The sequence below is a fragment of the Phytoactinopolyspora limicola genome, from assembly GCF_011320225.1.
GTDB classification, from domain to species: Bacteria; Actinomycetota; Actinomycetes; order Jiangellales; family Jiangellaceae; genus Phytoactinopolyspora; species Phytoactinopolyspora limicola.
This window is the reverse complement of record NZ_JAAOEN010000001.1, coordinates 390,417-412,666: the sequence shown is the minus strand read 5'-3', so window position 1 is coordinate 412,666 and position 22,250 is coordinate 390,417. Positions and strand designations below refer to the sequence as shown.

At 66.8% G+C, this 22,250-nt stretch carries 21 protein-coding genes, 1 pseudogene and 1 riboswitch; of the genes and pseudogenes, 12 read left to right on the top strand and 10 right to left on the bottom strand.

What is annotated here, in order from left to right; translation table 11 throughout:
- Positions 1–64 precede the first annotated feature (64 nt).
- Positions 65–607 carry a carboxymuconolactone decarboxylase family protein gene (locus G8760_RS02040; RefSeq protein ID WP_166345883.1) on the bottom strand — a complete coding sequence of 181 codons (543 nt, stop codon included), beginning with the start codon at positions 605–607 and terminating at the stop codon, positions 65–67.
- Between the two features lie 223 nt (positions 608–830).
- Between G8760_RS02040 and G8760_RS02035 the strand changes: the two genes are divergently transcribed.
- The 4 genes from G8760_RS02035 (at position 831) to G8760_RS02020 (ending at position 2,491) form a co-directional block, all read left to right on the top strand.
- Positions 831–1,349 carry a helix-turn-helix domain-containing protein gene (locus G8760_RS02035; protein WP_207781924.1) on the top strand — a complete coding sequence of 173 codons (519 nt, stop codon included), beginning with the start codon at positions 831–833 and terminating at the stop codon, positions 1,347–1,349.
- Positions 1,346–1,684 carry a HepT-like ribonuclease domain-containing protein gene (locus tag G8760_RS02030; protein WP_166345880.1) on the top strand — a complete coding sequence of 113 codons (339 nt, stop codon included), beginning with the start codon at positions 1,346–1,348 and terminating at the stop codon, positions 1,682–1,684. The genes G8760_RS02035 and G8760_RS02030 overlap by 4 nt, the downstream gene beginning before the upstream one ends.
- A 110-nt stretch (positions 1,685–1,794) precedes the next feature.
- Positions 1,795–2,070: a ribbon-helix-helix protein, CopG family gene (locus tag G8760_RS02025; protein WP_166345877.1), complete on the top strand. Its 276-nt coding sequence runs from the start codon at positions 1,795–1,797 to the stop codon at positions 2,068–2,070.
- Positions 2,057–2,491 (top strand): type II toxin-antitoxin system VapC family toxin, encoded by a 435-nt coding sequence (locus G8760_RS02020; protein ID WP_207781923.1) that lies wholly within the window; start codon positions 2,057–2,059, stop codon positions 2,489–2,491. The genes G8760_RS02025 and G8760_RS02020 overlap by 14 nt, the downstream gene beginning before the upstream one ends.
- A gap of 48 nt (positions 2,492–2,539) precedes the next feature.
- On the opposite strand, the gene G8760_RS02015 is transcribed toward G8760_RS02020, so the two are convergent.
- The 3 genes from G8760_RS02015 to G8760_RS02005 are packed head-to-tail and all read right to left on the bottom strand — an operon-like array spanning position 2,540 to position 6,245.
- Positions 2,540–4,000 (bottom strand): NAD-dependent succinate-semialdehyde dehydrogenase, encoded by a 1,461-nt coding sequence (locus G8760_RS02015; RefSeq protein WP_166345874.1) that lies wholly within the window; start codon positions 3,998–4,000, stop codon positions 2,540–2,542.
- Positions 4,001–4,035: 35 nt separating this feature from the next.
- Complete coding sequence (locus G8760_RS02010) at positions 4,036–5,280, bottom strand: M24 family metallopeptidase (protein WP_166345871.1); 1,245 nt, start codon at positions 5,278–5,280, stop codon at positions 4,036–4,038.
- On the bottom strand, positions 5,277–6,245 hold the full coding sequence (locus G8760_RS02005) for an NAD(P)-dependent oxidoreductase (RefSeq protein ID WP_166345868.1): 969 nt from the start codon (positions 6,243–6,245) through the stop codon (positions 5,277–5,279). The genes G8760_RS02010 and G8760_RS02005 overlap by 4 nt, the downstream gene beginning before the upstream one ends.
- A gap of 304 nt (positions 6,246–6,549) precedes the next feature.
- Here G8760_RS02005 and G8760_RS02000 point away from each other — a divergent pair, with 304 nt between their 5' ends.
- Positions 6,550–7,029, top strand: coding sequence for an OsmC family protein (locus G8760_RS02000; protein ID WP_166345865.1), 480 nt, complete (start codon positions 6,550–6,552; stop codon positions 7,027–7,029).
- Positions 7,030–7,134: 105 nt separating this feature from the next.
- On the opposite strand, the gene G8760_RS01995 is transcribed toward G8760_RS02000, so the two are convergent.
- Both G8760_RS01995 and cobN read right to left on the bottom strand, forming a co-directional pair.
- Complete coding sequence (locus G8760_RS01995) at positions 7,135–8,241, bottom strand: S1 family peptidase (RefSeq protein ID WP_166345862.1); 1,107 nt, start codon at positions 8,239–8,241, stop codon at positions 7,135–7,137.
- A 218-nt stretch (positions 8,242–8,459) separates the two neighbouring features.
- Positions 8,460–12,269 carry a cobaltochelatase subunit CobN gene (cobN, locus tag G8760_RS01990; RefSeq protein ID WP_166345859.1) on the bottom strand — a complete coding sequence of 1,270 codons (3,810 nt, stop codon included), beginning with the start codon at positions 12,267–12,269 and terminating at the stop codon, positions 8,460–8,462.
- Between the two features lie 51 nt (positions 12,270–12,320).
- A riboswitch (cobalamin riboswitch) is annotated at positions 12,321–12,480 on the bottom strand.
- A 237-nt stretch (positions 12,481–12,717) separates the two neighbouring features.
- Here cobN and G8760_RS01985 point away from each other — a divergent pair.
- Positions 12,718–13,626, top strand: a complete 909-nt coding sequence (locus G8760_RS01985; RefSeq protein WP_207781922.1) for a hypothetical protein — start codon at positions 12,718–12,720, stop codon at positions 13,624–13,626.
- A gap of 144 nt (positions 13,627–13,770) precedes the next feature.
- Here the strand turns inward: G8760_RS01985 and G8760_RS01980 are convergent, their stop codons facing one another.
- On the bottom strand, positions 13,771–14,217 hold the full coding sequence (locus G8760_RS01980; protein WP_246222395.1) for a GNAT family N-acetyltransferase: 447 nt from the start codon (positions 14,215–14,217) through the stop codon (positions 13,771–13,773).
- A gap of 150 nt (positions 14,218–14,367) precedes the next feature.
- Here G8760_RS01980 and G8760_RS30710 point away from each other — a divergent pair.
- The 3 genes and pseudogenes from G8760_RS30710 to G8760_RS01965 all read left to right on the top strand — a co-directional run.
- A pseudogene (locus G8760_RS30710) lies at positions 14,368–14,559 on the top strand (response regulator transcription factor); the annotation flags it as partial.
- Between the two features lie 70 nt (positions 14,560–14,629).
- Positions 14,630–16,228 carry an MFS transporter gene (locus tag G8760_RS01970; RefSeq protein WP_166345853.1) on the top strand — a complete coding sequence of 533 codons (1,599 nt, stop codon included), beginning with the start codon at positions 14,630–14,632 and terminating at the stop codon, positions 16,226–16,228.
- Complete coding sequence (locus tag G8760_RS01965; RefSeq protein ID WP_166345850.1) at positions 16,228–16,821, top strand: DsbA family oxidoreductase; 594 nt, start codon at positions 16,228–16,230, stop codon at positions 16,819–16,821. Before G8760_RS01970 ends, G8760_RS01965 begins: the two co-directional genes overlap by 1 nt.
- 141 nt (positions 16,822–16,962) lie before the next feature.
- Here the strand turns inward: G8760_RS01965 and G8760_RS01960 are convergent, their stop codons facing one another.
- Positions 16,963–18,000 (bottom strand): SDR family oxidoreductase, encoded by a 1,038-nt coding sequence (locus tag G8760_RS01960; RefSeq protein WP_166345847.1) that lies wholly within the window; start codon positions 17,998–18,000, stop codon positions 16,963–16,965.
- Positions 18,001–18,085: 85 nt separating this feature from the next.
- Here G8760_RS01960 and G8760_RS01955 point away from each other — a divergent pair, with 85 nt between their 5' ends.
- From G8760_RS01955 to G8760_RS01945, 3 genes are all read left to right on the top strand, one after another.
- The gene (locus G8760_RS01955; RefSeq protein WP_166345844.1) at positions 18,086–18,544 is read left to right on the top strand and encodes a MarR family winged helix-turn-helix transcriptional regulator; all 459 of its coding nucleotides are present in this window, start codon (positions 18,086–18,088) and stop codon (positions 18,542–18,544) included.
- Between the two features lie 367 nt (positions 18,545–18,911).
- The gene (gene speB / locus G8760_RS01950) at positions 18,912–19,883 is read left to right on the top strand and encodes an agmatinase (RefSeq protein ID WP_166345841.1); all 972 of its coding nucleotides are present in this window, start codon (positions 18,912–18,914) and stop codon (positions 19,881–19,883) included.
- A gap of 55 nt (positions 19,884–19,938) precedes the next feature.
- On the top strand, positions 19,939–21,411 hold the full coding sequence (locus G8760_RS01945) for a PucR family transcriptional regulator (protein WP_207781920.1): 1,473 nt from the start codon (positions 19,939–19,941) through the stop codon (positions 21,409–21,411).
- Here the strand turns inward: G8760_RS01945 and G8760_RS01940 are convergent, their stop codons facing one another.
- Positions 21,412–21,849 carry a hypothetical protein gene (locus G8760_RS01940; protein ID WP_166345835.1) on the bottom strand — a complete coding sequence of 146 codons (438 nt, stop codon included), beginning with the start codon at positions 21,847–21,849 and terminating at the stop codon, positions 21,412–21,414.
- 116 nt (positions 21,850–21,965) lie between these two features.
- The gene (locus tag G8760_RS01935) at positions 21,966–22,250 is read right to left on the bottom strand and encodes a hypothetical protein (protein WP_166345832.1); all 285 of its coding nucleotides are present in this window, start codon (positions 22,248–22,250) and stop codon (positions 21,966–21,968) included.

The following is a 22,250-nucleotide window of genomic DNA, read 5'->3' as shown; positions in this document are numbered from 1 at the left end:
GCTCCTGTGAGGGGTGTCCGGGGCGGCCGCGACCTTATCGGTTGCGGGCCGCCCCGGGGATTCATCAGTGGTGGTGGTGGACGACCGGCCAGTCGATGTCGGTGTCGGCGGCCTTGTTGATGTAGTTGGTGAAGACGTTCAGCGCGACGTGCGCGATCACCTCGGTGATCTCACCGTCGGACAACCCGGCCTCCTGGGCGGCCTTCAGCTCGGCGTCGTCGACTCCACCTCGGCTGCGTAGAGTCGCAGCGGCAAAGCTCAGTACCGCCTGAGCCTTCGCGTCGCCGGCCTGGCCGGTACGCGCCCGGGTCGCCTCGGCCTCGTCGAGTCCGGCCAGTTTCGTAGCGATGTAGGTGTGCGCCGACAAGCAGTAGTCGCAGCCGTTCTCCTGTGCGACCAGGATCGCGATCCGCTCCCGCAGGGCGGCGGGCAGGCTCCCACCGTTCAGCGCGGCGGAGAAGTCCAGGTACGCCTTGAGCGCGGCGGGGCTGTTCGCTAGCACCTTGGTCATGTTCGGAGTGACCCCTAGCGCCTTGTTCACGGCGGCGAGCAGCTCGGCGGTGGTGCCGGTGGCGGCCTCGGGCTGGATCAGGGGGAGACGGGACATAGCCCTTCCTTTCGGTGGTGAGACGACGACAGGCCGGCAACCAGAGGCGCCATCTGACCGGCGGAATCGACGCCTGACTAATGGATTCAAGGGTCTTCAACCATTAGGCACTAGCTTCGATTCCCGCCCATCTGAATTTCTTGCGAGACGGTGGAGCGTCGGGCCATTCCGCAAGCCGACAAGGGCGAAGGTGCACTATCGACAATCCGCTATAGTTTGGGTTATGGACACGCTGCGCTCGGCGGGGACTATCCTGCGCGAGGCCCGACGGCAGGCTGGCCTCACGCAGGTGGAGCTGGCCCGGCTCGCCGGTGTCACTCAAAGTGTCGTCAGCGCGTATGAATCCGGTCGGCGCCAGCCGGCGTTGGCGACGCTGACGCGGCTGATCGAGGCGACTGGCCAAGATGTCGACATGGTTCTGCGGCCGCGCCGAGCTGCGCCGGAGCAGCAACGTGGACTGGGGAGCAAGGTGCTGCGCCACCGCGCCGAGCTCCGCCGGGCCGCAGCGGCCTACGGTGCATCCAACCTGCGTATGTTCGGCAGCGCGGCCCGTGGTGAGGACACCCACAGCAGCGATGTCGACCTACTAGCTGACTTCTCGGCTGGTCCTAGCCTGTTCACCTTGGCCCGACTCCAGCGAGAGCTCGAAGCCATCCTCGGCGTTCCGGTCGACGTGATCCCCGCCAGTGAGCTGAAGCCCATGGTGCGGGCCGAGATCGAGCAAGACCTCGTGCCGCTATGACCCGTCGTGACCAGCAACGCCTGAACGACATCAGCACGGCCATCCACACCATCCGCCAGCACCTGACCCGGGGCGGACTCGACGATGGACTGGTCTTCGACGCGGTCCGGGTGCGGCTCATCGAGATCGGGGAAGCCGTCAAGGCGCTGCCGAGCACGCTACTCGACCATCAACCCGGTATCCCGTGGAAAGAAGTTGCCGGGATGCGTGATCGTCTCGCCCACCACTACTTCGACACCTCACATGCCATCCTTCAGGCAACCGTCGAGTACGACCTCCCCGAACTCGAAGAAGCCGTCCATGATCTCCGTAGGCACGCCACTCGCGACAGCTGAGATGAGCGCAGGACAGTAGGGTGCGAACCCCCTCTCGCGAGGACTGACATCGCTGCCGCACCGAACGATGATCGGTACCGCACCTGGTACCGCGCTGGTACCATTTTCTTATGGCGACGAATCTCCGTCTCCGCGCCGACGCGGAGGAAGCCGTCCGTGGTGAGGCCGCCCGGTCGGGGCGCTCCCAGCAGGAGGTGATCCGTGCGGCGATCGACCGGTATCTCGGCCTGCCGGACGGGAAGGAACAGATGAGCGAGTTGGACCGCCTGGTCGCCACCGGCGCGGTAGGTCCGCCGCGGTCGCCTTACCGGCGGGCCCTTCGCCGGCTGCGACTGCCCAGGGGAATCACCAGCGCGGACCTCCTCGACCGCGATGACCGCGTGTGACATGCGGGTCTACGTCGACAGCAGCGCCCTGATCAAACGGTCGGTGGAAGAACCGGAGTCGGATGCGCTGGACGCCACCCTGGCCGAGCATTTCGACCATGGTGATGTCGTGGTGACGTCGTCGCTGGCCTGGATCGAGGTCAGCAGAGCCCTACAGTCGCGGCTGGAAGAGCTTGCGATCACCGCCGACGAGGTGAACGAAGCATTCGACGTCGCGTTGTCCGGAGTCGCAGAGCGCCAGATCACCACCGATGTCGTCAGCCTGGCCCGACGATTAGCGCCCAAGGTGTTGCGCACTCTCGATGCCGTTCATCTGGCCACGGCTATTCTGCTCGACGCCGATACGGTGATCACGTATGACAACCGGCTCGGAGCGGCCTGCCGCACCAACGCTCTGGCCGTGGTGGCACCGGGAGGGTAGCGCCGGTGGCGTACGCAGCGCCCCCAGGAACGCACCCGGCGCCGGGAATCACCAGTCGACGGCGAGGTACTTGGGCTCCAGGTAGTCGAGCATGCCGTCGTGGCCACCTTCTCGGCCAATTCCACTCTCCTTGACCCCACCGAACGGTGCTGCCGGGTCGCTGACCACACCACGGTTGATGCCGACCATGCCCGACTCCAACGCCTCGCCGACGCGCAGTCCCCGGGCGAGGTCACCGGTGTGGACGTAGGAGACCAGGCCGTACTCGGTGGCGTTGGCCAGGCGGATGGCCTCGTCTTCGGCGTCGAAGGCGACGACGGGAGCCACCGGTCCGAAGATCTCGGTGCCGAGGATGGCCGCGTCCGGTGGAACGTCGGCCAGCACGGTTGGTTGGAAGTAGGAGCCGGGCCGGTCGATCCGCGCTCCGCCGGTGACCAGCTGTGCGCCAGCTGCGACGGCGTCGTCGACCAGCGTGGCGACCTTGTCCACCGCTGGTTCGTTGATCAATGGACCTAGTTGGCTCCGTTCGTCCAGGCCGGGGCCGACGTGCAGGGCGGCCATCCGGGAGCCGAGCCGGGCGGCGAACTCCGCGGCGATCGGCGATTCCACGTAGAAGCGGTTGGCCGCGGTGCATGCCTCCCCGCCGTTACGCATCTTGGCCACCATCGCTGCGTCGACCGCGGCGTCGAGGTCGGTGTCGGCGAAGACGAGGAACGGGGCGTTGCCGCCAAGCTCCATCGACGTGTTGACGACGTGGTCGGCGGCCTCCTTGAGCAACACCCGGCCCACCTCGGTGCTGCCAGTGAAGGAGAGTTTGCGGACCCGCGGGTCGTGCAGCATCGCGGACACCACGGCGCCGGAGCGACGCGCCGGTAGGACGTTCACCGTGCCGGGAGGAACCCCTGCCTCGTCGAGAATGGCGGCGATCGCCAGCGCGGTCAGCGGGGTGTCGCTGGCCGGCTTGAGCACCATGGTGCAACCGGCCGCGAGCGCCGGCCCGATTTTCCGGGTGGCCATCGCCGCCGGGAAGTTCCACGGCGTCACCAGCACACAGATCCCGACCGGCTGGGGGACGACCAGGATCCGGTTGGCCCCCGACGGTGCCGTCTGAACAGTGCCGGACGCGCGGACCGCCTCTTCGGAGTACCAGCGGAAGAACTCCGCGGCGTAGGCAACCTCGCCGCGGGCATCCGCCAGCGCCTTGCCGTTCTCCGCGGTGATCAGGCGGGCTAACTGCTCGGCGCGGTCGGTCATCAGCTCGAAGGTGCGCCGCAGTACTTCGGCCCGTTGGCGTGGGGGTGTCTGTGCCCATCCCGCGGCGGCCCGGTCCGCTGCGTCGACCGCGGTCCGGGCGTCGTCGACGGTGCCGTCAGCAACAGAGGTGATGATCTCACCGGTCGACGGGTCGGTGACGTCGAATCTGCCGGTGTCGCTGGCCGGCACCCAGCGACCGTCGAGATAGAGATCGGTAGGTAGATCGCGGGTGGTCATGGCGGCTCCGGTGGTCATCGCGGATTCGTCGAGGGTCTGAGACGCGGCACTGCTCAGTACGGGTTGGTGATGAACAGTTCTTGCGCGGGGAAGAGCGTGAGCAGGCGAGGCCCGTCGGGGGTCACGACGACCTCCTCCTCGATCCGGGCCGCGGAGAAGCCGTCGTCGGCCGGGCAGTACGTCTCCAGTGCGAACACCATGCCGGCCTGCAACTCGACCGGCTCGGTCATGCTGTTCAAGCGGGAGATGATCGGCCGTTCGTGAAGCCCCAGACCGAGACCGTGGCCGAACTGCAGGCCGAACGCGGCCATCTCGTTCTCGAAGCCGAACTCCGGCGCGGCCGGCCACACCTGTGCGATCTCGTCGGTACCGACGCCAGGCCGGACCATCGCGATCGAGGCATCCATCCACTCCCTCGCCTTGGTGTAGGCAGCACGCTGGCTGGGGGTCGCGCTGCCGACGCTGAACGTGCGGTAGTAGCAGGTGCGGTAGCCGTTGAACGAGTGGATGATGTCGAAGAACGCCTGATCGCCCGGCCGGATCAACCGGTCGGAGAAGTTGTGCGGGTGGGGGTTACAGCGCTCTCCGGAGACCGCGTTGATCGCCTCCACCTGGTCCGAGCCCATCTCGTAGAGCCGCTTGTTCGCCAGTGCGACGATCTCGTTCTCCCGGATGCCGGGTTTGAGCACGTCGACGATGTCCTGGTACACACCGTCGACCATGGCGGCGGCCTGGGTCAGCAGCATGATCTCGTCGGCTGATTTGATCTGGCGGGCGTCGAGCATGAACTGCTGGGCGTCGACGACGTGTAGCCCTTGGCGTTGCATCTCGAACAGGAACGCGGGTTCGACGATGTCTACCCCGACCGGCTCGTCGGCGACTCCGGCATCGTCGAGCAGGGCCTTGATCTCGCGTACGGCCGACTCCATGAGCCCCGCGGACGGAGCGATGGCACCACGTAATCCCAGCATGCCGGCGTGGCAGCGTTCCGGCTGGAGCCAGGGGGAGTACAGCCGGTGATGCCGCGCGGCCGAGCCGAAGTCCCACAGCCGCGGCTCTTCACCCCGGGTGAGCAGCGCATATCGCGTCATCTTGTCCCCGAGTGCACCACCGATCCAGGTCTGGGTGGTGTACCGGATGTTGTAGAAGTCGAAGAGAAGGAACGCTCCACATCCGCTGGTGTCCAGCGATGCGCGTGCCCGGCCCAGCCGATAGCGGCGGAGTCGATCGAAGTCGACCCGTTGCTCGAAATCGACACCCATGTGTCCGGGGGCGGCCAGGGGAGCGGCGTCACTCATGACGGCACCACCTCGTCAGCGGCGCTTAGTCCGTCGTCGACCACGACACCTTCCGGCTCCAGGTGGAGCCCTGAGCTGGCCGCCTGTAGGTCGAGCAGGATCGCGAAGTCCTCGTCGACGCGACCGCTGCTGACGCTGGACTGCACGAGTTCCGCGGTGACCGCGGTGACCGGCATCGGAACGTCGTGGGTGCGGCCGGCCGCCAAGCCGAGGTCGAAGTCTTTGCGCAGCAGGACCGGGGTGAATGTGGGTGTGTAGTCGAGATTGACGAACGCCGGCGTCTTGTAGCGGGTGAACACCGAGCCCATCACGCTGTTGTTCAGGAAGTCGAGGAACGCCGCCCGGGAGACGCCGCCCCGCTCCGCCAGCACGGTGATCTCGGCCATGGCCTGGGTGACGACACCGAGCATGAGGTTGTGGCAGATCTTTACCAACCGCGCTACGTCGCCGTCGCCGACGTAGGTGCTGGATCGGGCGATGTGGGTGAGTAAGGGTTCGACGCGGGAGTAGGTGTCGGCCGGGCCGGATACGACCATGCTGAGATCTCCGGCCTCGACCACCCGCGGATTGCCGCTCACGGGGGCGGCGAGGAATGCGACGCCGCGCCGCTCGCACTCTTGCCGGATCGCCGCCGACGACTCGACGGAGACCGTGGATGAGTCCACGACGATGCCGGGTGTGTGGTCCGTATCGCTGAGCAGTCCGCTGGGACCAAGGAGGACCTGTTCGAGGTCGTCAGGTGTAGCGACCATGGTGAAGACCACGTCGAGTCGGCGGAGTTCGGGGATGCCGGCGGCGACGGCGCAGCCCAACTCGGCCAGCGGGCGGGTCTTGGCCTGGGTGCGGTTCCAGACCGTCAGTGGCACCCCGGCCTTGGCTAGCCGGGCCGCCATCGCCGCGCCCATCCGGCCGGTGCCGATCCAGCCCACCGACGGGGGCGGGCTGTCCATGTTCGACTCACTCATGTGTCTCACCGTACTGCAATCGATTGTATTTGCCAAGATGGTGCGGAGTGGCGATATTTGACACCTTTCACCTGTAAAGACGTAGCATCGTCGGGCGGCACTTAGCAGCAATCATCCGATTGACCAAGAAGAAAGGACAATCGATTGCAGTTCATGGCCGCCGGTCGGGCAGTGCCGTAGCGGGTGTGAGACACCCGTGTCCCGCACCCACCGACGTAGAGTGACGAGCCGGGCTGGATGGACCGCACTCACGCCGGCGCGATGTGCCGGGCGGGTTACCCCCACACGTAAGGAGAAACGGCTGATGTCGACCGAGCATCACTATGAACTCACCGTCGAGTGGACCGGTAACCGCGGGGCGGGCACCGCCAACTACCGCGCCTACGGCCGTGATCACGACGTACGGCGAGACGGCAAGCCGACGACCATCGCGGGAACCGCCGATCCCACGTTCCGGGGTGACCCCGAGCGGTGGAACCCGGAGGAGTTGCTCGTGGCATCGCTATCGCAGTGCCACATGTTGTGGTTCCTGCACCTGGCGGCGGTCGCGGACGTCGTCGTCACCGAGTACGTCGATACCCCGGTGGGCACCCTCACGCTGGACAAGAGCGACGGCTCCGGTCAGTTCACCGAGGTGGTGTTACGGCCGTCGATCACCGTGACCGACGAGTCCATGATCACCAAGATCGAGCGCCTGCACGAGCGGGCCGCCGAGAAGTGTTTCATCGCCCGGTCCGTGAACTTCCCGGTCGGCCACCAGGCCGAGACCCGCGTCGCATCCTGATCAAGCGACACGTACGAGTGTGCCGCCGGCCCGACGACGCAGCCGGCGGCACACTAGGAACGCGCGGGTTCTAGGTCCGTAGGACAGACCGTAGTCCGGTCCGTGCTAGTACACCTTCAGGCCGTAGTAGTTGAGTGCGGGCTGCACTGGCTGGAACCACGTGCGGTAATCACTGACCGCAGAGTTGCATTTGGCGGCTCTCGGTGTGTTGCCGGCCGAGAGCAGACCCAGTGCGGTCGTGCCGGTGAACAGGGGACCACCGCTGTCACCGGACTTGGAACACAGGGTGGTGTAGGTCATATTGGTCAGGCGCACGTTCTCGCCGAGATTCGGGTCATAGGCGTTGGTCGTCACGCCAGTGGCGATCACCTTGCCGATCAGATCCGAGCTGACGGTTCCCACCCGCTTCACCTTCTCGTTCACCCTGGGGTTGCGTGAGTTGGTGATCTGTTGTTCGGCGCCGTTGACCCAGACGGTGCCGAGCGGTCGGGTGCTGTCGGTGTAGCGGATCCGGCCGAAGTCGCGACCAGGGTACTGAGATCCAGAACTCCAGCCGATGTAAACCCCGTTCGCACGGCGGTTCCACAGGTGTGTGTACCTCGTGCAGTGTCCCGCCGTCAGGCCCCATTTGCGCCCGTTGTTGTCCTGGACGTTGAAGCCGAGGGAGCAGTACGCACCGGGAGCGTCTCGATCGCTGATGCCCATTCCGCCGACGATCGAGGTCATGATCTGAATCTCGCCCGCGATGCGCTCGATGCGGACCGCGTCCCCGTGGGGAGCGGTGGCCGCCTTGATCTTGGCCAGGTCGGTGTCGGAGACGGTGCCGTCGACGGACACAACCAGCTGATTGTCGGGAACGTTGGTACCCCACGCGGTGCCACCGATCACCGGTAGCTCGTCGAGTCCGGCGTGGATGGCGTTCAGTTCGGCCGTGCTATAGGCGACCACTTCTGGGATGGCTCCCGCTGCGCTGACGGCCGCCGACGTGGCCTTGTCCGTCACGGTGACAACGATCTCCCCGTCGCTGTTCTCGTAGATCCCGCCGGTTCGGTCATCGCCTAGTGTCGTGACCAGGGTGGTCGCGGTCAGGTGTTCGGCCGACGTGCCGTCGGGCGGAACCAGCGGAGCGGACGAGGGGTCCGGGTCCGCCTGGGCCCCGGAAGGCAGCAGCAGCGTGGCCAGCATCGCCGTGCCGGCCGCGGTGGCCAGCACAGTCCGCCAGTTTGGAGATCGCCGGGATGGTGGTTGGGTTGTTGGCACTGCTGAGTCCTCTCCGTTGAGGAACGGCCCGGAGCGTTGCACCGCACTAGGCACTGTGTCTATTGAGAGGAAAGTTAGCTATTCGGTATGAACAGCCGGTGACGCTGAGATGTCATAAAAGATCATGACCGTCCCCGCTACCCGCACCCTGGCTTAGAACGCGCGGGTTTCTACTCTTCGAGGTCACCTTCGGTCTCGAGGACAGCCTGCTGGAGCGCTTCGAGGGCGTCGGCCGACGGTTCTGCCCACAACCCCCGCTGGGCGGCCTCCAACAAACGTTCGGCCATTCCCTTGCGAGCCCAGGGGTTGGACTGCCGGAAGAACTCGGCCACCTCAGGGTCGTTGATGTACTCCTTGGTCAGAGTCTCGTACATCCAGTCTTCGACGACTCCGGCCGTGGCGTCGTACCCGAAGAGATAGTCCACCGTCGCAGCCATCTCGAACGCACCCTTGTAGCCGTGCCGCTGCATGGCCGCGATCCACTTCGGGTTGACCACGCGGGCCCGGAACACGCGGGCGGTCTCCTCGGACAGTGAGCGGGTGCGCACGTGTTCGGGTACCGCGGAGTCGCCCACGTAGGCCGCGGGAGCGGTTCCGGTGAGGTTGCGCACCATGGCCACCATTCCGCCGTGGTACTGGTAGTAGTCGTCGGAGTCGACGATGTCGTGTTCGCGGGTGTCCTGGTTCTTCACGGCCACCTGGATACGCGAGTACGCCTTCTCCATGTCGGCACGGGCCTCCACGCCGTCCAGACCGCGGCCGTAGGCGTAACCGCCCCACACCGCGTAGACCTCGGCGAGGTCGGCGTCGGTGCGCCAGTTCCGTGCGTCGACGAGCGGCAGCATCCCGGCACCGTAGGCGCCCGGCTTCGACCCGAAGATGCGGGTGGTCGCCCGACGGGTGTCGGTGCCGGCGGCGACGTCGTCGACGACATGCTGACGTAGGTGGTTGACGGCAGCCGGCTCGTCGAGTTCCGCGACCGTCCGGATGGCGTCGTCGAGTAAGCCGATGACGTGGGGGAACGCGTCGCGGAAGAAACCCGAGATGCGGATGGTGACATCCACCCGTGGCCGGGGTTCACCGTCCAGCGATAGCTCATCGGCCGGGACGACCTCGAACCCGGTGACGCGGCGCGACGCGTCGTCCCACACCGGGCGTACCCCGATCAGCCACAGTGCTTCGGCGAGGTCGTCACCCTGGGTGCGCATCGCCGCGGTACCCCAGATGGTGAGACCCACCGACGTGGGCACCGCACCGGTGTCCGCCTTGTGCCGACGCAGCAGAGAGTCGCCCAGAGCGACCCCGACATCCCAGGCGTTGCGCGACGGGATTGCCTTGGGGTCGACGGCGTACATATTGCGCCCGGTGGGAAGCACGTTGACCAGGCCACGGGTGGGCGATCCGGACGGTCCGGGGGCGACATACCGGTTGTCGAGGGCATTGATCGTGTTCGTGATCTCGTCGGTGGTCCGGGCCAACCGGGGGATCAACTGCTCGGCACCGAAGCGCAACACGTCGGCGACCTCGGCCACGTCTGCCCCCAGGACGTCGGCGACTACGGCCTTGCTCTCCTCCGGCCGCCACTCTCGTCGGGCCAGTTCGGTGACCAGCCCGCGCGCAACGTCCTCGAGGAGGTCGACGATGTCGGACGCCGTGCGGTGGGCCTTGCGTCCTGCAACGGGAGCGTCGGAGCCCTCGTCGCGCAGGACGCTAGCGGCAGCAGCGGCGAGTGCGTCCACCCCGGGGCCGGCGTCTACAGCGGCGCCCGGTTCGGCCAGCAGCACCTGCTCGTCCAGCCCGGCCCACGCGGCCAATGCCCCGCGTAAGCCACGGTGCGCCGTCTCGCCACCGAATACCTGCCTCGCCCGCAGCACCGCCAGCACGTCGTTGACCAGCTCCGGGCCCTCCGGCGCCCGGCCGAGTACGTGCAGCCCGTCCCGGATCTGCACGTCTTTGATCTCGCACAGGTAGCCGTCGATGTGCAGAACGAAGTCGTCGAAGTCGTCCTCACCGGGCATGTGCTCGGCGTGGAGGTCGTGGTGGAGCTGCGCCTGGGTCACCAGCTCCCAGATCTGGGTCTGGACCGTGGGTGCTTTGGCCGGGTCGAGTTCGGCCACCGTGGCGTACTCGTCGAGGAGTTGCTCCAGCTTGGCGAGATCGCCGTAGGTGTCGGCGCGGGCCATGGGTGGGATCATGTGGTCGATCAACACCGAATGTGCCCGGCGCTTGGCCTGCGTCGCCTCACCGGGGTCGTTGACGATGAACGGGTAGACCAGCGGCAGGTCGCCGAGCACAGCGTCCGGCGCGCATCCGTCGGACAGCCCCAGCCCCTTACCCGGGAGCCACTCCAGCGTGCCATGTTTGCCGAGGTGAACCACGGCATGGGCGCCGAAACCGCCCTGCTCGACCGGCTCCTGCAGCCACCGGTAGGCGGCTACGTAGTGGTGCGACGGTGCGAGGTTCGGATCGTGGTAGATGGCCACGGGGTTCTCGCCGAATCCCCGCGGTGGCTGGATCATGAGCACGACGTTGCCGAACACCAGACCGGCGATCGCGATCGCCGGCTCGCCGCCCGTGGTATCCACGTACAGCTCACCCGGCGGCTCACCCCATGCCTCGGTGATCCCCTCGCGCAGCGACTCCGGAAGGGTGGCGAACCACCGGCTGTACCGCGACGTGGGGACACTGGCGACGGCGCGGGTCAGCTGTTCCTCGGTGAGCCATTCGACGTCGTGGCCGCCCGCGGCGATCAGTTGATGCACCAGCGCATCTCCGGGCGGCTGGTCCGCGCCGTCGCTACCCGTCCCGCGCCCGAGGGCGTCGAGGTCGAGGTCACCGATGTCGTAACCGGCATCGCTCAGGCTGCGCAGCAGTTCGACCGCGCTGGCTGGGGTGTCGAGCCCGACGGCATTGCCGACCCGGGCATGTTTGGTTGGGTAGTTCGACAGCACCAGCGCCAGCCGCTTGTCCGCGTTCGGCGTGTGCCGCAGCCGGGCCGTCCGGACCGCGATGCCGGCCAGCCGCCGGGCACGTTCCGGGTCGGCGACGTAACGCGGCACGCCGTCGGAGCCGACCTCTTTGAACGAGAACGGGACGCCGATGATCCGGCCGTCGAACTCCGGCAGCGCGATCTGGGTGGCGGCGTCGAGCGGGTTCATCGCGCCGTCGCTTTCGTGCCAGGCGTCTCGCGAACTCGTCAAGGTGAGCCCCTGGATGACGGTGACGCCGAGCTCTTCGAAGATCGCGGTGCTCCAGGCATCGTCTTCCGCACCCGCGGTGGCCGTGCTGGCCACCAGTCCGCCGCTGGCCAACACCGTGGTGATCAGCACATCGGCCCGAGCCAGCAACTGGCGTAGCTCGGCGTAGTTCTCATGATCCGCGCCGCGAAGGGTGTCGGTGAAGACCGGCAGCGGTGTGCCGCCCGCGGCGTGGATCTGCTCGCAGAGAACGTCGACGAACGCGGTGTTGCCGGACAGCTCGTGGGAACGGTAGTACACGATTCCCACCACTGGCCGCTCTTCAGCGTCCCGTGCACCCTCACCGGGCCAGCTGTGGACGCCGTAGCGGGGCTGCTCGGCCGGGGGCTCGAAGCCCTCACCGGTGAGCAGGACGGTGTCGCTGAGGAAAGCGGCCAGCTGACGGAGGTTGGCCGGCCCGCCGGCGACGAGGTAGCGCTGGGTTTCCGTGGCGACCCCGGACGGCACCGTGGACAGTGCGTGGAGTTGAGCATCCGGGCTGGACTCGCCGCTGACCACCACGGTGGGGACTCCGGAGGCGCGGACCGCGTCGAGCCCGTCCGGCCAGGCCTCGCGGCCGCCGAGCAGCCGCACGACCACGGCGCCCACCCCTTCCAGCAGGGCGGGAACGTCCTCCGCGGCTGTACGGGCCGGGTTGGCCACCACCCAACGACCGTCGGCGCGGATAGCGGTGAGCAAGTCGGTGTCGGCGGTAGACAGCAGCAGAAGGCGGGGCTGGCTCATGGCGTCCTCTCTCGGGTGTTTCCCGCACCCGGATCGGTGGACGACGCTGGGCAGTGTCCTGGCTCCCGGATCGGCACGGGTCCTCAAGCCTTCCCAGAGGCGGGTCGAGGTGGTGACCCACTCCAGTGGCCATGCGGTGAGGACCTGCTCCCCGGTCACAGTGGCGGGACCGCCCCGGAGTTGGGCGCATGCGCCCTCACCGGTGTTCCTGCCGTGACGTCGGTGGTCGGTGTCGATCCTAGCTGCCGGACTCTACGTAGCGTCCTGCAGGCTGCGGGTGGGGACGCACACCTCGCAGGACGCAACGCGACAGCGGCGGGGCGGCGCCCCGTTGCGACCTGCCCGCTGCGGCCGTGAGCGCTCGCCGTGCAGGACGCAACGCCGAGGTTTTCCACAGATGCACAACGGCATCTTGATCTGGGGTTGGCCGACGGGAAGGGTCGCGAACATGCGCTACCCAGCCGTTGAGGAACTCGCAGCTAGCCAGTCGGGCGTTGTCAGCCGTCGGCAGCTATATGCCCTCAGGCTGACCCGCTGGCAAGTTAAGGCCCAGCTGCAAGCCGGCCGGTGGCGCTCGCACGGTCGGCAGACCATTGGTGTCCATACCGGCCCCCTGGACGGCGCGGCGCAATGGTGGCGGGCCGTTTGGGAGGTTGGTGCGGACGCGGCGTTGGACGGAGCATCCGCTCTGCAGGCCGCGGGGTTGACGGGCTTCGAGACATCGTTGATCCAAGTTTCGGTCTCCCGAGGTACTCGTTACCGACGCCTGGCCGGCGTGCGCGTTTACGAGACACGACGCAGGAAACCGGACGACGTGCTCGACGGTGGCCTGCCGCGGGTCCGCCCGGAGATCGCCGCCGTGCGAGCTGCCCTGTGGGCGGTGTCGAACCGGCAGGCGGCCCTGTTGTGGCTGATGCCGATCCAGCAGCGGATTCTTCGCCCAGACGCGTTGAATGAGGCGTTCTCGTCGGTCAAACGGCACCGTCGGCGCTCGTTCCTCCGAACTGTTCTGGCTGATCTGGTGAATGGCGTCCAGTCAATGGGTGAGTTGGACTTCGCCCGCATGTGTCGGGTCCGTGGCTTGCCCGAACCCACCCGGCAGGTCGTGCGACGGGGTCCGGATGGGCGCATTTACCTCGACGTCTACTGGGATCAGTGGGGTGTTGTCGTGGAGATCGAGGGGGCGCAGCACCTGGATCCTGGTATGGCGATCAGCGACGCGCTGCGCCAGAATCACCTGTTTGTCCACGGCGACGGGGTGCTGCGCATCCCGGTTGTCGGGCTTCGACTCGAGCCAGACGCGTTCATGAATCAGGTTGCGCACCTGTTGGCTCGCTGCCGCCGCGCGGCCGCATGACCGGGGGCGTTGCGTGACGTCCCGTCGGCAGGGGCAGGGGCAGGGGCGGGGTGCACGCCGTGCAGGACACTTCGCAACGTCCTGCAGCGCGTGTGCTCCGGACCTCGGGTTGCAGGACGCTACGCAGCGTCCCGCACCCCGCCGTCAGGTCGAGTCCGCTCTACGCTCGGCCCGCTCCATGTATTTGTTGTGCTCGGGCGTGGTGAACCCGAACTTGGCGTAGAGCTCGTGCCCATCGACGGTGTGCAACATCCATCGGAAGTCAGCGCCGCCCCCGTCCTCGATCATCGCCGCGACAAGCGAAACACCAACACCTTTGCCGCGATGGGGGAAGTCGACGAACACGTCGGCCAAGTAGGCGAGGGAAACGCCATCGGATAGTGCTCGCGCGAAACCGACCATGTCTCCGCTAGCCGAGTGATAGGCACCGACGACGCGCCATGCACCGTCGATCTGTACTTCTACGATCTCCCGGCTGCGCCACCGCCCCCAGTAGGCGTGTTCGGACATGAAGTTCCAGATCACATCGCGATCGATCCGGGAGGCGTCGTCGTCGAACTCGTAGCCAGCAAGTGTGCGTGTGACCGTCACGTGACGATCTTCGCAGCCGAGAGCTCCACGATGTTGCACTACGTCCTGCCACCTGAGGGCTGGGGCGCACGCTCTGCAGGACGCAACGCGACATCGTCTCCGGTGGTTCAGACCCTCGGCCGTATTGTGATGACCATGCTGGGCCGGGAACTGACTCCGCAGGAGCTGCAGGTGGTCAAGTTGGCCTCTCAGGGTCTGACTAATCGGCAGATCGGTGAGCAACTATTCCTCAGTCCCCGCACGGTGGGTTATCACCTCTACAAGGCGTATCCCAAGCTGGGCGTGGCCACTCGTGCCGAGTTAGGTCGGTTTCACCAGCTGCTCAACCAGTCAGATGACTGAGGCTATGCGACCTTGAGCGCCCATAGCGTCGGTGGCACTTCATTCCATCGACGTGACTGGGAGAAATCACATGTCCATTGCCGCGCCGGCGAAAGCCGGGCCTAGGGAGTGGATCGGGTTAGCCGTGCTGGCGCTTCCCGCGATGCTGCTCACTATGGATCTGACCGTGCTGCACTTCGCCGTGCCGCACCTCAGTGCTGACCTACAGCCGGGGGCGTCCCAGCTCTTGTGGATCATCGACGTCTACGGCTTCCTTATCGCCGGGTTCCTCATCACCATGGGAGCGCTCGGTGACCGAATCGGCCGCCGCCGGCTGCTGCTCATTGGAGCGGTTGTTTTTGGTGCGATGTCGCTGTTGGCGGCGTTCTCTACGAGTGCCGAGATGCTGATTGTGTCCCGCGCGCTGCTCGGGATCGCTGGGGCCACGTTGATGCCGTCGACGTTGTCGTTGATCCGCAGCATGTTCGCCGATGAGAAGCAGCGTGGATTCGCGCTGGCGGTGTGGATGATGTCGTTTATCGTCGGCGGTGCTCTGGGGCCCGTCGTCGGCGGTGTACTGCTCGAGTGGTTCTGGTGGGGATCGGTCTTTCTGCTCGCGGTGCCCGTGATGGCACTGTTGCTGCTGGCAGGGCCGGTCCTGCTCCCAGAATCCCGTAACCCGGATGCTGGACGGATCGATCTGCTCAGCGTCGCACAATCGCTCACGGCGATGCTGCTGATGGTCTACGGGCTCAAGGAGGTCGCCAAAGACGGCCTCAGCGCGTCGGCGGCGGGTGCGTTGTTGCTTGGCCTGGCCATAGGTGTGTTGTTCGTTCGCCGCCAAAACCGGTTGGAGAACCCGCTGCTGTACCTGGCGCTGTTCTCGCGTAAATCGTTCAATGCGGCCCTCGGCGCCCAGACGTTCGTCCTGTTCGCTATTGGTGGCGTCCAACTGTTCTTCGTGCAATACCTGCAGCTCGTGTTGGATTTGTCGCCGCTGCGGGCGGGCCTGTGGGTGTTGCCGACCACCGCCGTGAACATCGTGGCCACGATGATGGCTCCGGCGATTGCCAGTCGCGTCCGTCCGGCCTGGGTCATCAGCGTGGGCCTAGCGATAACGACGGTTGGTATCGGCATGCTGACTCAGGTCGACGCGGACTCGGGGGTCGGTCTGGCAGTTGTCGCCTTCGCTATCGTCAGTGCCGGGTTTGGCCCGACTATGGCGTTGGGCGCGGGTCTGGTGGTGGGCAGCGCGCCGGTGGAACGCGCCGGCGCCGCGTCCGCCATTCAGGAAACCGGAGGCGAGCTCGGTATGGCGCTTGGCCTGGCTGGGCTGGGCAGTGTCGGAATGGCGGTCTACCGCAATCGCATCGACGAACTGTTGCCGGGCGGTATTCCGGCGGAACAAGCTGACCAGGCGCGGGAAACACTGGGCGCGGCGGTAGCCGCCGCCGATCAGCTACCCGTGACACAAGCGGGCCCCATGGTGTCCGCCGCTCAGGAAGCGTTCATTGAAGGTTTGCATGCGGTGGCGTTCACCTCGGCTGGCATCGTCGCCGTGCTCGCGGTCGCCGTTGGCTTCTTCCTCCGGCACGTGCCTCCGCTGAGCGGTGACGAGCATGGCGGGCACGACGGTGGCGATGAACACGAATTGGTGGCGGCGACGACACAGGTGAACGAGGAGAAATAATGAGAGTTGAAGTGACGATCGATCTGGTTTGCGTGTGGTCTTACCTGTCCTACGCCCGGTTTCAGCGGGTGGCTGGCGAATATCGTGACGGCGGAGGTGAGCTCGATGTCGTCTTCCGGCCCTTCCAACTGGACCCCACTGCCACCAGCGAAGGAGTACCCAAACACGAGGTTGAACGCCGGTACTTTGGCGCCGACTTCGACGCGGAGGCTGCGGTGGCCGAGCTGAATGTCCTAGGAGCTGACGTAGGTGTCAGTTTCGGGCGGCACACGATCTGGACGAACACGTTCGAGGCGCACCGTCTGATCTCGGTGGCTAGTGACCAGGGCCTCGGGGAGCAGATGGTTGAGCGGTTGTTTCGTGCCCAGAACACTGACGAGGTCAACATCGCTGATCGTTCGGTTCTGACCAGGCTGGCAGCCGAGGTAGGGGTGCGGTGGAGCGATGCTGGTGCGAACGCCGTCCGAGCCGAACTGGACAAGGTGCGACGCAGCGGTATCCGGGGAGTACCAGTCTTTGCCTTCGACGGCGCGGTGCCGCTTGTTGGCAGCCAGTCTGAGCGGGCGTTTAGGCAGGCTCTCGGAGGGAGCTAACCGCCAGCGTCCTGCACCGCGTGGCCGGAAGCGCTCGCGGTGCAGGACGCTACGCTGCGCCCCGCACACTGCGTCCTGCAAGGTGAGGGCGGGAGCGCTCGCGGTGCAGGACGCTGGCGGATGGGCAAGGGCGGTTAGCGGTCACGATCCGGTGTCCAGCTCCAGCAGGTCGTCCCACCCGCGCCCGGTCATGGCGCCCCGGGCGACGCCTTCGGTCAGCTCGTTCAGCTCGTCGAGGAACGGCTCCATGCCAGGGCCGACGAGGCGTAGTGGGCGCTCTCCGCGTGGCGCTCGGACGACGGAGGCGATGGCGTCGGCGATCTCGTGCGAGTCCAATGAATCGCGGCCCAGGGCCAGGTGGGCTTCGGCCCGCTCGGCTAGCTCGCCGTATTCACTGCGCCGGCGCGCGTTGTCTCGGGACAGGCTACGCAGATATTCGTCGTAGTACCTCTGCCCGTTAGGTTCCAGGAAGTTCGTGCGATAGGCACCTGGTTCAACGATGACGAATTCCACGCCGAAGCGCGATAACTCGTACCGGCTGCTTTCGGTCATCGCTTCCAGCGCCCATTTGGCCCCGACGTAGGGCCCCATAAACGGCAGCACGAACCGGCCGAGCGCGGTGGTCATCTGCACGACGAGCCCTTCCCGCTGTTCCCGCATCGCCGGTAAGACCGCGCGGTTGAGCCGGAGGTGACCGAAGAGGTTGGTCTCGAACGACTCCTTGATGTCGTCGATGGTGAGTGTCTCCAACACCGCTGGGGAGAACGTGCCCGCGTTGTTGTACAGGACGTCGATCCGCCGTGCCCGGCGTAACACCCTGCTCACGGCCTGGTTGACCGACTGCTCGCGGCGGACGTCGAGATCGATGACTTCCAGGTCGAGATCTTCTTTGCCGGCGACGGTCAGGAGTTCTCGCCGGGCCGCGGCGTTGCTGGTGCGCGTGTTCCGCATTGAGGCGAACACCCAATGGCCGGCGCGGGCGAGCGTGAGTGCGGTCAGGTAACCGAACCCGCTGCTGCTACCCGTGATGAGGACCACCTTGCGGTCTGGATGTGGCCGGCCCGCCGCGCGTTCGCTGGCTGCGGCCTGGGTGATGGGGACAGCTCCCAGCCCAGCGGCGACCCCAAGCCCAAGGGCACCACCAAGCACGGAGCGCCGGGTCACATCATGTGCGGACATGTCGATCGCTCTCCTTAAGACGTCCATCAGTTGACGACGCTGATAGTAGCAAACTGCAACGAATTGCCTAGGCTACGATATTCGCATGAGTCCAAGCCGACGTCCGCCCACGCTGCTGACGCAACCGTCATACCTGGCCTCGCAGGTTTCGAAGTACGGTCGACGGCTCATCGAGAATGCGCTGGCGGAGCGCAACCTGGCGCTCGTTCACTACGCGGCGCTGACCGCGCTAGACGAGCTCGGTCCGCTGTCGCAGCAGGAGCTAGCTGCGGCGCTGGACTTTGACAAGAGCCACCTTGTTGCGCACATCGACCTACTTGAGGAGCGGGGGCTGGTCAAGCGGGTGAGGGACCCGGGTGACCGGCGTCGTAATCAGCTCCACATCACTAATGCCGGCCAGGTACTCGTCGCGGAGCTGCATCCCGTCGGCGCTCGATCCCAGGAAGGGCTACTCGACGTCCTCACCCCGGATGAACAGGCGATGCTGGTGTCGCTGCTGCGGCGGGTGCTGGAATCCAACGACGCCGCCCGTGCGTCCCGCTAGTCGCCGCCGACGTGCTGCTGCGAGGTGGACGCCGTGGGGCGGGCACCGGGCGGGGTGTGCAACTGCCATTTGGTGGACCGCGGATCAGGTGAGTTGTCGAGCGGGAGCCGCGCTGGCCTTCTGCGTGCCGCAGGTAGCCGACTGGCGTTACCTGCTGCGCCCGGAACGGCAGTCGCCAACGAACGCTGCACCCGTGGGGTGGGGAGCGGCCACCCGTCGTAGCGGCGACTTGCGTCCTGCAGAGTGTGCGGAGCGTACAACGGCACGCGGTTCAGTGGCGTATTCGTCTAGCTGCGCGGAGGCGACTGTGTCTCTTAGGGTCGTGGTGTAGCCTCCGCCGCCCGCATGATCCCGCAGGAGTCGCACCATGACCGACACCCCGCCGCCGGAACACAGTTCGCCGGTCGGACCCGTGGACGCGACCCGCACCCCCCGGTACACCGAACCAGGCACGTTCGCCCGGTTGCCCCGCGTAGACCAGGTCGAACGGGTGGACGTCGCCGTGGTGGGGGTGCCTTTCGACAGCGGGGTGTCCTACCGGCCGGGCGCCCGGTTCGGTCCTGGGCACGTCCGCACGTCGTCGAAGCTGCTGCGGCCTTATCACCCTGGTCTGGACATCGAGCCGTTCCACCGCCAGCAGGTCGCCGACGCCGGTGACATCGCGGTCAACCCGTTCGACCTGCACGACGCCATCACCACCATCGAACGCAGCGCCGACGCGCTCCGGGCCGACGGCGCTCAGCTGCTGACGATCGGCGGCGACCACACCATCGCCCTGCCGCTGTTGCGGTCGATGTTCCGCGACCACGGGCCGATCGCGGTGGTGCATTTCGACGCGCACCTGGATACCTGGGACACCTATTTCGGCGCCCCGTACACCCACGGCACTCCGTTCCGCCGGGCGAGCGAGGAGGGCTTGCTGGACCTTGAACACTGCCTGCACATCGGGATCCGTGGCCCGCTCTACTCACGGCAGGACCTCACCGACGACGCCGTCCTCGGCTTCCAGACCATCCACGCCGACGACTACGAAACCGCCGGGACGGCCGCGGTGATCGAGCGGATGCGGGCGCGGCTGGGCAACCGTCCCGTCTACGTGTCGGTCGACATCGACGTCCTCGATCCAGCTCACGCACCGGGCACGGGGACACCGGAGGCCGGTGGTCTCACCAGCCGGGAGCTTCTGACGACCCTGCGCGGGCTGGTCGGGATCGACGTGGTCGGAGCTGACATCGTCGAGGTCGCTCCGGCCTATGACCATGCCGAGATCACCGGGATCGCCGCGGCGCACGTCGGCTTCGAGCTCCTCGGAGTGCTGGCCGCCAACCGAGGTGCCTGACCACCGTCACGGCACCCCCGGCCGGTGGGGTGCCTGCGCGGCCTAGAGTGACATGGTGGTGTCGCTCCAGCTCTTCGTCGAGCGGCTCGGCCTCACCGTGCGCGGCTCGGCCAAGCCGCATAACCACCGGGTGCGGTGGGTGCACATCAGCGAGCTACCCGATCCATCGCCGTACCTGCGCGGCGGCGAGTTCCTGCTGCTGGCCGGCACCAGCTACCGGCCCGAGGAGAGCGTCGACTATGTGGAGCGGCTGGTCCGCGCTGGTGTGACGGCGGTTGGTTTCGGTGTCACGCCGGTGTTCGACACCGTTCCCGCCGAACTGGTGGCCGCCTGTGACCGGCAGGATCTCGTGCTGCTGGAAGTGCCACCGGAGGTGCCGTTCTCGGCCGTGGTGGAGATGCACCACATGGAGCTGACCCGCGCGGAGACACGCGACCTGCGACGGCTGGCGGACGGGCAGTCCGTCCTGATTCGGGCCGCGAGTGGACCGGCGCCGGTGCAGACGGTGGTGGATCGGCTGGCGGAACTGCTGGAGGCGGGTGTGGTGGTGGTCGATCACCACCGGGGGCGCCGCTGGACAGCCGGGACGATGAGCCACGACCGCGAGGTGGCGACGGCGCTGCGCCGGGTGTGTACCAGTCGGACTCCGATGAGTGCCGCGGTCGCCTCGGCGGGCGGACACGCGGAGGTGCAGCGTTTGATCGGCCCTGCCCCAGCCGGGTACGGCATGGCGGTGGTGCGGCCGCGTCCGTTCTCGATCGCCGACCGTGGGCTGACCGGTGTAGCGGCGAGTGCGCTGTCGTTGCTGTTCACCGATGCCGAGGCGGATGCCAGCCAGGACGTGTTGGGTGCGGCCGTGGTCAGTGGGCTGTTGCGGCTGCCGACGCTGAGCCGTGACCTGGCGGTTGTGGTTGATCGTTCCGACGACGTGCTGTTGCGGGTCGTCAGGGGGCGAGCGAAGGTGGGGCGGGAGGGCCCGGATGAGCGGTTCGCCGCGCTTCTTGGCACCCCGTTGGTGCAGCGTAGCGACGACGGGTTCGTTGCTCTTATCCCGGCCGACCGGCCCGTCGACGAGGTGTGCGACATCATCGACGAGGCAGGGTTGATCGCCGGGATCAGCCGACCACATTCCGCCCCGGACATCGAAGGAGCGTGGGCGGATGCCGGCGTGGCCCTGAACGGTGCACTGCTGAGCGGCGCGAGCGCTGTCGCCGGGGCACGACCGGCCGGGGTGCTGGGGCTGGTGGACGGCGGACGGGCCGATCGTTATACCGACGACGTCCTCGCCGTCCTGGACGGCCGGCCCGGTGGTGCCCCAGGCCCACTGCTGACCACCCTGATGAGCTGGCTCACCCACCACGGCAACTGGGACCGCACCGCTGCTGACCTAGGCGTCCACCGCAATACGGTGCGGAATCGCATCAACCACGCGGCCCGGCTACTCGACCGTGACCTGAACGACCCGGATGTGCGGATGGAGCTGTGGTTCGCCCTGCGCTGGCGCAGCCACTCCGGTGCGCGACACTAGCTAACGGTTCTCCAACCCACGTCGGGTGCGTTCGGCCCGGATCGCGTCGGCGTCGCGGAGGAACGTGTCGCGTAGCGCAGTCAGCCCGCCACGGACGTTCTCCCATTCCGTCCGATGATCCTCGCGAGAGGTGAAATTGTTGGGTGTGGTGGTGTCCCATTCGAGCACCGCGTCTATCTGCGCGACCAAGGCGTCGACGTCTCCGACGGCGTAGAGGTTCAGGGGCGCGCCGACACTCTGCGACAGCGCCGCGAAGAGTGCTGGATCCTCATCCCGCGGTAGGTCCGGGTTGGCCATGAGATGAAACCGGAATCGCAGCTGCCCTGCGTAGAACCAGAAGACCGCATCGTCCTTGTGCCCGTCCTCGAACAGGCGGGCGGCGTGCTGGTAATACGCGGCGGGGTGAGCATCGACGAGGTCAGCACCGGGTGTTTCCACCGAATGAGTGTATGGTCCGCCAGCCGGTTCCTGCCGTGCGGGATGCATCGCCGACGTTGCCCACAGCTCCGCACGGCGGTGTCCCCGGCCTGGCAATCGGAGGCCGACGCGATGTGTCACTGGAGGTCGAAGCAGGTAGTGAGGTGGGCGCGGAAGTTGGACGCCGCTAGTTCCTGTTGGGCGGCGTCCACCGCGGCTGACGCGGTGGCCCACTCTTCCTCGACGGCCGTGGCCACCGCGTCGGCTGCGGTCAGCGCTCGAGTACAGGGGTCTGGGAGGCTGGTGTCGGCGCCGCCCCGACCAACCGGGACACCGATGGCAAACCCCACGAGTAATCCCGCGAGGCAGGTGAGTATCGCGACGACGAACGGGCGGCGACCGTGGCGGGTGGAAGTGTCCAT